This is a genomic window from Mycobacterium sp., from assembly GCF_019243155.1.
GTDB lineage: Bacteria > Actinomycetota > Actinomycetes > Mycobacteriales > Mycobacteriaceae > Mycobacterium.
Window position 1 is genome coordinate 1 of record NZ_JAFAUS010000037.1, and the last position, 11,251, is coordinate 11,251.

Here is an 11,251-nt window from a genome sequence, read left to right on the forward strand (position 1 = left end):
ACCCGACGATTGCCAGTCAACTCGCGGAACCGCTTGAGCACACTCGGGCCTGGCTCGCCGCTGAGATGGCGCACCCAGCATTCGTTCAGCACGCCGATGTCGTTGCGCACGTGCCCAAGCGCCTTGACGTCGACGTCCGGTTCGGGCTGAGCAATGCCGGAGAGGAAGGACTCGGTGCCGATGATGTGCGAGACCACGGCCTTGACGTCCCAGCCGGGCAAGGACGTCGGCGCAAGCCAGTCGTCCTCGGGCAGCCCTTCCAACAATTTGTCGATGTCGTCCCAGACGCCGAAGAGACCAACCAGCACGTCGGACTTGTCGACTTTGGTGAGCGGACGGTCAGCCATGATCGGATATTAGGCCCGTGGTGATAGCAGACGGCCGGAATCACGAGATGGCGTTGACGGCGGCCGACAAGCGCGACTTGAACGCAGCCGGAATGGGAATATATCCGTTGTCCGCCAGACCGTCCTGACCGGCGCCGATCGTGCTTTGCAGGAACGCCTTGACCGCAGTACCCACCTGCGCGTCGGAATACTTTGAACAGACGATCTCGTACGTCGCCAGCACAATCGGATAGGCGCCGGGCTGGTTTGGTCGGTAGAACGAGATCGTGTCGAGGGCAAGGTCGTTGTCCTGCTTGGTGAACCAGGCCGAGGAGATCGTCTTTCCTACCGAGTCGGCGGTGATCGCCACCGGGTCCGGACCGGCCGACGTGATGATCTTGGCCATGGCCAGCTGTTGCGCCTGGGCGAATGACCATTCGACGTAGGTAATCGACCCCTCGGCGGCTTTGACGGCAGCCGCGGCGCCGTCATTGCCCATGGCGCCCTCACCCACTCCGCCCTTGAACGCCTTTGCGGCACCCTTGCCCCAGGCGCCATTGGAAGCCGTATCCAGATACCTCTGAAAGTTGTCCGAAGTCCCAGACTCGTCGCTGCGGAACACGACACGAATGGGCTCCGCAGGCAGCGCCACACCTGCGTTCAGCGCCGCGATCGCGGGATCGTTCCACACCGTAATGCCGCCGTTGAAGATTTTGGCCGCGGTCTCACCGTCGAGGGTCAACGAAGTAAGCCCGTTGACGTTGTAGGCAATGGCGACGGGACCGAACACCGTCGGCAGGTTCCACGCCGGCGAACCACACCGTTGCTGCGCCCGGTCGTACTCGTCCTTGCTCAGCGCTGAGTCCGAGCCGCCGAAATCGGTTAGGTTGCCGATAAATTCGCTGATTCCGGCGCCGGAACCATTGGGTGTGTAATTCAGGGACTGCCCGGCGCAGGCTTGTTCGAAAGTTTTGACAAACCGAGTCATTGCGTTTGCCTGGGCCGTGGACCCGCTGGCCTTCAACGTCGGCTTGCCGCCGCAGGCGACCTTCGCCGACGACGTGCTCGTGGTTGCGTTTCCGCCGGTGGCGTTGTGGTTGTGGTCGCTGCCGCACGCCGACAACATCACTGCGCACGCGGTCGAAATCGCGAGCGCGGCTCCAAATCGGTTGTGTCTCAATTCAATTCCTTTGAACGTACAGATCAGACGATCCCGGCGGCGTGGCCGCAGCTCGCCAAATCGCTGTCGCCGTCGCAGCCATTAGGGCATATTAACGGCCACCGCTGGACATCGCCGGTTACGCATTTTGCGGGCCGAACATGAACTCCAGGTTGATCGCGGGTGGCGTCCAGTCCGCGCCAGGGCATGCCCGTCGACGCGCCGACTAGACTCGCGACTCGACGACTGTTAACCGGTCCGAAGTGAGTCTGACCGATCGGCGGGAAGGGTAGGTATGACGACCACGCACGTGCGCTCGCCCCACCCCGTGCGGCCGACATTGGCCGGCCTTGTCCTCGCGCTCGCGCTGCTCGGCGTGGCGGGAGCGGCGACCCCGAGCGCGCGCGCCGATGCGGTCGACGACAAGTTCCTGGCTGCCGCGAAGTCCAAGGGGATCAACTTCGCGTCGCCTCAAGCCGCGATCGTCGCGGGTCACGAGGTCTGCGACGAACTCGATCTCGGCAGGCAGAAGCCCGACGTCGCGTCCGAAGTGATGCAGAACAGCAACCTGGACAGCTATGCCGCGGGGTACTTCGTCGGCATCAGCGTCGCCGCCTTCTGCCCGAGGCATCTCGGCGGATAGTACGCACCAACAAGGCGCCAATCAGTTCATACCCTTGGCACGGCGACCCAGTTCGCGCACCACTTCGCGCTGCGCGTCGCGACGCGCCATGTCCTGACGCTTGTCGTGCGCTTTCTTGCCGCGCGCCAGGGCGAGCTCGACCTTGACCTTGCCTTCGGAGAAATACAGCGACATCGGTACCAGCGCGAGATTGCCGTCACGGGTCTTCCCGATCAGTGTGTCGATCTGCCGCTTGTGTAACAGCAACTTTCGGTTGCGCCGAGGCTCATGGTTTGTCCAGCTGCCGTGGTGATATTCGGGAATGTGCAGGTTGCGCAGCCAAACTTCACCATCGTCGACGGTGGCGAACGCGTCGACAAGGGAGGCATGGCCCTGTCGTAGGCTTTTCACTTCGGTGCCCAGCAACACCACCCCGGCTTCGAATACGTCCAGGATCGAATAGTCATGCCGGGCTTTGCGATTGGAGGCGATGATCTGCCTGCCGCCGCGCGCCTTGTCTGCCGTCACAGCTAGCGCCGAACGTAGATGCGGAGCGTGCCGTACGCCGTCAATCCAGCCATCACCACGCCCAGCAGGAAAAGAATCGGAGAGATATAGAGAATGTCCGCGTAGTCGACCTTGGCGATCAAATTGGCTTGGTAGAACTGGTTTAGCGCACTCTCCAGAAACATCGCCCGCACCAAAATCAGGCCCACGATGGCGATGACGACACCGACGGTGGCCGCCAGCATCGCTTCAACCAGGAACGGCAGTTGCGTGTACCAGCGGCTGGCGCCGACCAGCCGCATGATGCCGATCTCCGTGCGCCGCGTATAAGCCGCGACTTGGACCATGTTGGCAATCAACAGGATTGCCCCGACGGCCTGAACCACAGCGATGGCGAACGCGACGTTGCTGAGCCCATCGAGCACGGCGAACAGCCGGTCGATCAAGTCCTTCTGGTTGAGCACGGAGAGCACCCCGGGCTGACCCTGCATCGCGGCGTCAAAGTCCTTGTGCTGCTCGGGGTTATCCAGCTTGACAATGAAAGATGCTGGGAACGAATCCTTTCCGGCAACGTCCTTGTACTGCGGGAACTTTCGGATTGCGTCATCGTAGGCCTGCGCACGGTTGAGGAACCGCAGCGCTTTGAAGTCTGGGCGCGCCTCGATCTTGTCTCGCAGCGCCTTGCACGGGTCGGCGGAACACGTCGGGTCGTTGGCGGAGACGTCGTCGGTGAGGAAGACCTGGGTTTCGACACGGTCGAGGTAGATGGCTCGGGAGTTGTCGGCCAATCGGACCACCAGCAGACCGCCACCGAACAAACCGATCGAGATCGCGGTGGTCAGGATCATCGCGATGGTCATGGTGACGTTGCGACGAAGCCCGGTCAGGACCTCATTGAACAGAAAACCGAAGCGCACTTAGCGATCCATTCCGTAAACGCCGCGCTGTTCGTCCCTGATGAGCCTGCCCAGCGACAGCTCGACGACGCGCTGGCGCATCGAGTCGACGATGTGGTGGTCGTGTGTCGCCATCAGCACCGTGGTTCCGGTGCGGTTGATCCGCTCTAACAAATCCATGATGTCCCTACTGGTGTCAGGGTCGAGGTTGCCGGTGGGCTCGTCGGCCAGCAGCACCAGCGGCCGGTTGACAAACGCGCGGGCGATCGCGACCCGTTGCTGCTCCCCGCCGGAAAGCTCGTCCGGCAGCCGGTTGGCTTTACCGGACAGGCCGACCGTCTCCAGCACCTCGGGCACCACCCGGTTGATCTGATCGGTCCTCTTGCCGATGACCTCCAGCGCGAAGGCGACGTTTTCGAACACGGTCTTTTGCTGCAGCAGCCGAAAGTCCTGGAAAACGCAACCGATCACCTGCCGCAGACTCGGGACGTGACGGCCGCGCAGCTTGTTGACGTGGAACTTCGAGACCCGGACGTCCCCGCTCGTGGGTGACTCGGCAGCCAGCAGCAGGCGCATGAAGGTGGATTTTCCCGACCCCGACGGGCCGATCAGGAAGACGAACTCACCCTTGTCGATCTTGACGTTGACGTCGTCCAGCGCCGGCCGCGCCGACGACTTGTACTGCTTGGTGACATGGTCCAGGGTGATCATCACGGCACGCCAGTGTAGCTGTGTATTTCGCCGACCCGCGACGATCAGCTCGCCGGTGGCGCCGAAGTCGGCACCGGACCGGGCCCCGGTTGGGGTGGCTGCGACGGCCCCGAACCCGGGGCACCGGGGGTTGTGGTGGGCGTACAGAAGGGCGGAACGCAGGGCAGCGTCGGCAGGACGAACGGGGGCGGAGCCGTAGTCGTCGGCGTCGGTGAAGGCGGTGGTGTCGTCGCCGTGGTCGTCGGAGTGGGCTTGGGCGTGGAAGCGTCGGGCGGTTGCTGCACACGGCTGCGCGGCACCCACGTGTAGTTGGGATCGGGCACAAACCCGGGCGGGACCACCTGGGCGGGCGGCGGTTCGTTGTGGGTCGGCTCGGGCCGGTAGGTGGCGTAGAGCCACCAAACACCCATGAATGCGATGATCAACGCCAGCGTCGACGTGCGTACACGACCGCCGAATAGGTGGCTCGGCCAGCGTCGTCGCCGCTCGTTTTTGGTGTCTGCGAGCGTGGTTATGTGCGGGTCGATGCTCACCGTCGCTGCACCGCGCTCTCGGCCTCGTCCTCCTCGTCAGCTGCCAAGGACGTCTGGGCCGCGGGCACCGCGGGATCCTCGACGAGTCCAATGGTCGCGTCGGCCGCCGTCACGATGCCGGCACGCGCCAGCGCACGAATAACGAGCACACGCAGCTGTCGGCCGGCCTCGAACTGCTTGCCGGGCAGCGTGCGGGCCACCAGGCGCAGGGTGACGGTGTCAACTTCGATGCTTTCCACGCCCATCACGGTGGGGGCGTCCAGCAGCAACGGCCCCAGCGCCTGATCGTCGCGCGCATGCTCGCACTCCTGGTGCAACACGTCGTTGACCATGTTCAGGTCGGCGGCAGTTGAGACCGGGATATCCACGACCGCGCGCGCCCAGTCCTTTGACAGGTTGATCGTTTTCACGACCTGGCCGTTGGGAATGGTGAACAGTTCACCATCCGGGGAGCGCAGTCTGGTCACGCGCAACGTCACGTTTTCCACGGTGCCGCGGGCCTCAGCGGCGATTCCCGATACCGTCAACGAAACCAGGTCACCGAACCCGTACTGCTTCTCGACGATCACGAAGAAGCCGGAGAGCAGGTCCTTGACCAGCTGCTGGGCTCCGAAACCGAGTGCCGCACCCAGCACCGTGGCCGGCGCTATCAGTCCACCCACCGAAAACTGCAGGACATTGGCGACCTGCAGAACTACGACGATCGCAATGATCACGATGGACACCCAGGAGATCACCGACGCCACTGCTTGCCGGTGCTTGGTTGCCTCCGACTGGACCAGGACGTCGCCTTCGCCGTAGGCGAGTCGCCGGGTCACCCGCTGTGCGACCCAGCTGACGAAGCGGGCCGCCAGGACCGCCGCGATCAGCAGCATGACGATCCGCAGACCCTTGGCGATGATCCATTCGCCGATCTGGCCACGCCAAAAGTCGTGCCAGTGCCCGGCTCCGGCCATGGCGATAAAGTGTGTGTTAATCGTCATCTTTTCGGTTGCGCCACCGGATTCCCGCTTCTAGGAACCCGTCGATGTCTCCGTCCAGAACGGCCGCCGGATTGCCGACTTCGTACTCGGTGCGCAGATCTTTGACCATCTGGTACGGATGCAGTACATAGGAGCGCATCTGGTTTCCCCAGGAGCTGCCGCCGTCCCCCTTTAATGCGTCCAGCTCAGCACGTTCTTCTAAACGCTTGCGCTCCAACAACTTTGCTTGCAGAACCCGCATTGCCGCGACTTTGTTTTGCAATTGCGACTTTTCGTTCTGACAGGTGACCACGATACCGGTCGGGATGTGGGTAAGTCGAACCGCCGAGTCTGTGGTGTTCACCGACTGGCCGCCCGGCCCGCTGGAGCGGTACACGTCAACGCGCAAATCGCCCTCCGGAATGTCGATGTGATCTGTGGTCTCCACCACAGGAAGCACCTCGACCTCTGCGAATGACGTTTGACGACGACTCTGGTTGTCGAATGGACTGATCCGCACCAATCGGTGGGTGCCCTGCTCGACAGACAGCGTTCCGTATGCGAACGAGGTGTGCACCGCGAACGTCGCGCTTTTGATGCCCGCTTCCTCGGCGTAAGAGGTGTCGAACACCTCCACCGGGTACTTGTGTTTCTCGGCCCAGCGGATGTACATCCGCATCAGCATCTCGGCCCAGTCGGCCGCGTCGACACCGCCCGCGCCGGACCGGATCGTCACCAGCGCCTCACGCTCGTCGTACTCGCCGGACAGCAGCGTGCGAACCTCCATCGCTTCGATGTCTTCACGCAGCGACTTCAGCTCGTTGTCCGCTTCGGCAAATGCAGCAGCGCCCTCGCTTCCGTCATCCTCGGCGGCCAACTCATAGAGCACGGGCAGGTCGTCGAGCCGACGGCGCAGATCCTCCACCCGCCGCAGCTCACCTTGGGTGTGCGACAACTCACTGGTGACGTTCTGCGCCCGGTTCTGATCGTCCCAGAGCCGGGGGTCGGCGGCCTCCTGCTCGAGCTTCTCGATCCTGGCGCGTAGACCGTCGAGGTCGAGGACCCGCTCGACGCTGGTCAGCGTCGAGTCGAGCGCCGCGATGTCGGTCTGACGGTCGGGATCCACGGCTGCCTAGGTTACCGGTCGGTTCGCGTCTAGCATCGGCCCCGTAACTCTCGGGGAGGCTCAAAGATGCGTCCGTACTATGTGGCGATCGTCGGTTCAGGACCGTCCGGATACTTCGCGGCTGCGTCACTGCTGAAGCTAAGCGACGCGGCGGAGCCGATCGACATCCACGTCGACATGCTGGAGATGCTTCCGACGCCGTGGGGCCTCGTGCGCTCCGGGGTAGCGCCCGATCACCCGAAGATCAAGTCGATCAGTGCCCAGTTCGAGAAAACCGCCGCGCACCCGCGTTTCCGTTTCTTCGGCAACCTTGTCGTCGGTGAGCACGTGCACGCCGCCGAACTCGCCGATCGCTACGACGCAGTCGTCTACGCGGTGGGCGCGCAATCCGACAAGCCACTGCGCATCCCCGGCGAGGATCTCACCGGCAGCGTGGCCGCGGTGGAACTCGTCGGTTGGTACAACGCCCACCCGCACTTCGAGACGATGTCTCCGGACCTGACCGGCGAGCGCGCGATCGTCGTCGGCAACGGCAATGTGGCGCTGGACGTGGCCCGCATCCTGGTCACCGAGCCGGAGGAGCTGCGCGCCACCGACATCGCCGACCACGCGCTGGAGTTGCTCGATCCGCGCGGAGTCGAGGAAGTGGTCATCATCGGGCGCCGGGGGCCGTTGCAGGCCACGTTCACCACCCTTGAGCTGCGTGAACTCGGTGACCTCAAGGGCCTGGAAGGTGTCGACGTGATCGTCGACCCAGCCGACCTGGCCGATATCTCCGACGAGGACGCCGCGGCCGCGGGCAAGACCCAACGCAACAACCTCAAGGTGTTGCGCGGTTTTGCCGAGAACCGGCCGACCCCCGGCCATCGCCGGATCGTGTTCAAATTCCGCACCTCGCCGATCGAAATCCGCGGCGACGGCCGGGTCGAGGAAATCGTGCTCGGCCGCAACGAGCTGGTCGCCGACGAGGACGGTCGCATCGTCGCCCAGGACACCGGCACCCGTGAGGTGTTGCCCGCGCAGCTGGTCGTACGCGCGGTCGGTTACCGAGGAGTGCCGACGGCTGGACTGCCGTTCGACGAGCGCACCGGCACCATCCCGCACACCGACGGCCGGATCGACGGCAGCCGCAACGAGTACGTCGTCGGATGGATCAAACGCGGCCCGACCGGCGTGATCGGCAGCAACAAGAGCGACTCCCAGCACACGGTCGACACCTTGATCGCCGATCTGGCCGGTGCTTCGCACCCCGACTTCGGCGAAGAGCACAGCGACGACCTGCTGCGCTGGCTGCTGTCCCGACAGCCGCATCTGGTCACAGACGAGCATTGGCAGTTGATCGATCGCCACGAGCGTTCCACCGGGGAACCGCACGGGCGGCCGCGGGTGAAACTTGCCAGCGTTGCCGACCTCCTGCGCATCGGACACGGCTAGCTGTACCTAACCTGTGAGGTCAGCACACCTAGCTCACCGGAAGTCCCGGGGACGTCGGGGTGTCGAAGGCCTTTGCCGGTTGATCGCGGTTATGGTGGGCAGCGCCGTAGCCTGCCGTCGAGTCAAGGTGCACAATGACCGGCCCCCTGGGGTTGTCAATCGGAACGACCAATTTGGTCGGGGCGAGGATCGGAAGCCCACCCCTGACACGTCGTGCCGTGCTGACGTGGTCGCACGAGCACGCGCCACAAGTCGGCGTGCCGCTGGGCATGCGCGACCCCGGCACCGTCACGATCGCCGGATTCGTCGAGCGCGTCGGCGACCCGATTCCCCTCGTCGCCGCAGACGGCTCCCAGCACCGAGCAGATCAGCTCATGGTCGCCGCGCTGGCCGCGATGGTCGATGCGGTCGGCGGTCCGGCGTCAAAGATCACGATCGCGCGACCTTCGCACTGGGGTCCGGCTGCGGTGTCGGCGTTGCGCGAGGCGTTGCTCGCGGAGCCGATGTTTGCGCGCAACGGCGTTGCTGTGCCGATGGTCCCGGATGCGACGGCCGCGCTGACGGCGTTGGCCGTTGACCCGGGCCTGCCCGCCGACGGACTCGTCGGACTCATCGATTTCGGCGCGTCGGGGACGAGTCTCACCTTGGCCGACGCCGGATCGGGATTCAGGCCGGTCGACGACACGCTGCGCTACACCGAATTCTCCGGCGATCAGATCGATCAACTGCTGCTGACCTTCGTCCTCAACAAGCTTGCCGGCGCGCATGGACTGGATACCTCGGCCACCGCGGCCGTCGGTGCGCTCGGCAGGCTTCGCGATCGTTGCCGCGACGCCAAAGAGCGGTTGTCGTCGGAGTCGGCGGCCGAGGTCGATGTCGACCTTCCGTTGCACCGCAGCAGGATTCGGCTGACGCGATCCGAACTCGAGGATCAGATCGCAACTCCTCTGGCGAGCGCGCTCGCCGCGTTCGGTGAGCTGTTGCACCGCAACGCCATTGGTCCCAGCGGTCTTGCCGCGCTGGCGACGGTCGGTGGCGGGGCCGGCATTCCATTGATCACTCAACGCATCTCCGAAGAGTTGCGCATACCGGTGGTGACGACACCGCGACCCGAACTCAACGCGGCTGCAGGGGCCGCGATGGCAAGTGCACGGGGTCCCGTTGTGGAGGCGCCGACCGCGATGACAACTGCGCCTGGTCACAGCCCGGAGGCACCGACCGCCCTCGCCGGGGCGGTGTTCGCCCCCGCACCCGACGAGTCCGATCCGACGGCGGTCAGCGCATTGGCGTGGTCTGAGGACGCCGGCGGTAACGACGAGCTGGTGCCCTACACGGGTGAGGACTACGCCTACCCGTCGACCGGTGTCGCCCGCCCGCCGGTGCAGTTCCTTCCCCCGGCTGAACCGGTGGCCGAGCGACCGACGCGGTGGTACCGCCGCCCGATGGCCGTCGTCGGATTGGCGGCACTGGTGCCTCTGGTCGCGGTCGGCGCGTTCGCGTACGTACTGACCGGAAGCGAGCAACACACCCCGGAAACCCGTCCGTCCACCGCGGTCGTGTCAGCGCCGTCGAGTGTCCCCGGGTCCGCCCCGGTGCCAACGTCGATCGCGCCGAACCTGATCGAGGGCACCAGCGCTCCGGCACCCGCCCCGGCGCCGGCGACGCCGGCGGTCACCACCGTGGCCCCGCCACCGACGAGCGCGCCCCCCGCGCCTCCCGCCACCACCAAAACGACGGCCATGCCGACCACGACCGTGACCACCGCGCCGACCACAACGACGCTGATGACGACAACGTATTTGACCGTGCCGTTCCTGCCCGTCCCGATTCCGATCCAGGTGCCCGCGCCGACCGCGCCGCAATAGCGCGCCGATAACTCCGCAATCGCGCCGCAATAGGCCACTAACGACGCTCGACGGCTACCCGGGCGGCGCGGCCCGCCAGTTGTCGGGGTTCTTCTGTGAATATTCGACCGGCACCAGCTCGCCAACACTTGGCCAGTGGTCGACGTCGACGGCATACCTCTGGTAGACCACGTGCTCGTTTACCGAGGGGCCGTTGATGACGCCCGTGACCGTGACGAACTGCTGGCCCGCGGCGTCGGGTCGTGGACTCACACCGGTGATCAGCAGCGTGCCGTGCACTGCGTCGGCCGGCGCTCTGCGTCGCATCAGCCAGGGCGCCGCCAACAGCGCGATCGCCCCGAGGACGACCAGAATCCACACGATCTCCCACACGCCTTCATGGTAGGACTGCTGCCATGGGCGAACCGCCGGACGACGCGGCGCTGGCGTTGGCGCTCGCCGACCAGGCCGACGCGCTGACCATGCCCAGGTTCGGGGCCGTCGACCTTCGCGTGGACACCAAACCGGACCTCACACCGGTCACCGACGCCGACCGCACCGTCGAGGCGGACCTGCGCAAGACTCTCGCAGAACTCCGGGCCGAGGACGCCGTGGTGGGTGAAGAATACGGCGGCGCAACGGAGTTCACCGGTCGCCAGTGGGTGATCGACCCGATCGACGGCACCAAGAACTTCGTCCGGGGCGTGCCGGTGTGGGCAACACTGATCGCCCTGCTGGACGACGGCGTGCCGGTGGCCGGCGTGGTCAGCGCACCCGCGCTGAATCGGCGCTGGTGGGCCGCCCTCGGACACGGTGCGCATGTCATCGTCGCCGGCACGCCCAGGCGCCTTTACGTCTCGGACGTCGACGACCTCACCGCAGCCAGTTTGTCGTTCTCCAGCTTGTCCGGCTGGGCGAAGCGCAGACTGCGCGAGAAGTTCGTCGAACTCACCGACTCGGTGTGGCGAGTCCGGGCCTACGGCGACTTTCTGTCGTACTGCTTCGTCGCCGAGGGTGCGGTCGACGTCGCGGTCGAACCCGAAGTGTCCGTATGGGATCTGGCGCCGTTGGACATCCTGGTGCGCGAGGCCGGTGGGACCTTCACCGGGCTCGACGGTGTTGCGGGCCCAC

The 11,251-nt window shown here is 65.2% G+C and carries 13 protein-coding genes; 4 read left to right on the forward strand and 9 right to left on the reverse strand.

Annotated features, from left to right (window positions below; translation table 11 throughout):
- Together JOZ00_RS01980 and pstS are read right to left on the reverse strand one after the other, a co-directional pair.
- A partial coding sequence (locus JOZ00_RS01980) for a maleylpyruvate isomerase family mycothiol-dependent enzyme (RefSeq protein ID WP_293324863.1) occupies positions 1–347 on the reverse strand: 347 nt, incomplete at its 3' end.
- A gap of 40 nt (positions 348–387) precedes the next feature.
- Positions 388–1,506 (reverse strand): phosphate ABC transporter substrate-binding protein PstS, encoded by a 1,119-nt coding sequence (gene pstS, locus JOZ00_RS01985; RefSeq protein ID WP_293324866.1) that lies wholly within the window; start codon positions 1,504–1,506, stop codon positions 388–390.
- A gap of 274 nt (positions 1,507–1,780) precedes the next feature.
- Here pstS and JOZ00_RS01990 point away from each other — a divergent pair, with 274 nt between their 5' ends.
- Positions 1,781–2,128: a DUF732 domain-containing protein gene (locus tag JOZ00_RS01990; RefSeq protein ID WP_293324869.1), complete on the forward strand. Its 348-nt coding sequence runs from the start codon at positions 1,781–1,783 to the stop codon at positions 2,126–2,128.
- Between the two features lie 21 nt (positions 2,129–2,149).
- Here JOZ00_RS01990 and smpB read toward each other — a convergent pair whose 3' ends face one another.
- Genes smpB through prfB form a run of 6 tightly spaced genes read right to left on the reverse strand, consistent with a single transcriptional unit; the run spans position 2,150 to position 6,842 of the window.
- Positions 2,150–2,635 carry an SsrA-binding protein SmpB gene (smpB, locus tag JOZ00_RS01995; protein ID WP_293324872.1) on the reverse strand — a complete coding sequence of 162 codons (486 nt, stop codon included), beginning with the start codon at positions 2,633–2,635 and terminating at the stop codon, positions 2,150–2,152.
- Between the two features lie 2 nt (positions 2,636–2,637).
- Positions 2,638–3,531, reverse strand: a complete 894-nt coding sequence (gene ftsX / locus JOZ00_RS02000) for a permease-like cell division protein FtsX (RefSeq protein ID WP_293324875.1) — start codon at positions 3,529–3,531, stop codon at positions 2,638–2,640.
- Complete coding sequence (gene ftsE, locus JOZ00_RS02005) at positions 3,532–4,221, reverse strand: cell division ATP-binding protein FtsE (protein WP_293324900.1); 690 nt, start codon at positions 4,219–4,221, stop codon at positions 3,532–3,534. It abuts the gene before it with no gap.
- 44 nt (positions 4,222–4,265) lie between these two features.
- Positions 4,266–4,754, reverse strand: a complete 489-nt coding sequence (locus JOZ00_RS02010) for a hypothetical protein (RefSeq protein WP_293324878.1) — start codon at positions 4,752–4,754, stop codon at positions 4,266–4,268.
- Entirely contained in the window at positions 4,751–5,737 is a 987-nt protein-coding gene (locus JOZ00_RS02015) for a mechanosensitive ion channel family protein (RefSeq protein ID WP_293324881.1), read from the reverse strand. Before JOZ00_RS02015 ends, JOZ00_RS02010 begins: the two co-directional genes overlap by 4 nt.
- Positions 5,727–6,842, reverse strand: coding sequence for a peptide chain release factor 2 (gene prfB, locus JOZ00_RS02020; RefSeq protein ID WP_293338953.1), 1,116 nt, complete (start codon positions 6,840–6,842; stop codon positions 5,727–5,729). Before prfB ends, JOZ00_RS02015 begins: the two co-directional genes overlap by 11 nt.
- A 66-nt stretch (positions 6,843–6,908) precedes the next feature.
- On the opposite strand from prfB, the gene JOZ00_RS02025 reads away from it, so the two are divergent.
- Both JOZ00_RS02025 and JOZ00_RS02030 read left to right on the forward strand, forming a co-directional pair.
- A complete protein-coding gene (locus tag JOZ00_RS02025; protein WP_293338956.1) occupies positions 6,909–8,276 on the forward strand; it encodes an FAD-dependent oxidoreductase in 1,368 nt (455 codons plus the stop codon).
- A 134-nt stretch (positions 8,277–8,410) separates the two neighbouring features.
- The gene (locus tag JOZ00_RS02030) at positions 8,411–10,141 is read left to right on the forward strand and encodes an Hsp70 family protein (protein WP_293338958.1); all 1,731 of its coding nucleotides are present in this window, start codon (positions 8,411–8,413) and stop codon (positions 10,139–10,141) included.
- A gap of 54 nt (positions 10,142–10,195) precedes the next feature.
- On the opposite strand, the gene JOZ00_RS02035 is transcribed toward JOZ00_RS02030, so the two are convergent.
- Positions 10,196–10,513 carry a hypothetical protein gene (locus JOZ00_RS02035; protein WP_293338961.1) on the reverse strand — a complete coding sequence of 106 codons (318 nt, stop codon included), beginning with the start codon at positions 10,511–10,513 and terminating at the stop codon, positions 10,196–10,198.
- A gap of 23 nt (positions 10,514–10,536) precedes the next feature.
- Between JOZ00_RS02035 and JOZ00_RS02040 the strand changes: the two genes are divergently transcribed.
- Positions 10,537–11,251, forward strand: a 715-nt coding sequence (locus JOZ00_RS02040; RefSeq protein WP_293338964.1) for an inositol monophosphatase family protein, incomplete at its 3' end; no start/stop codon positions are given.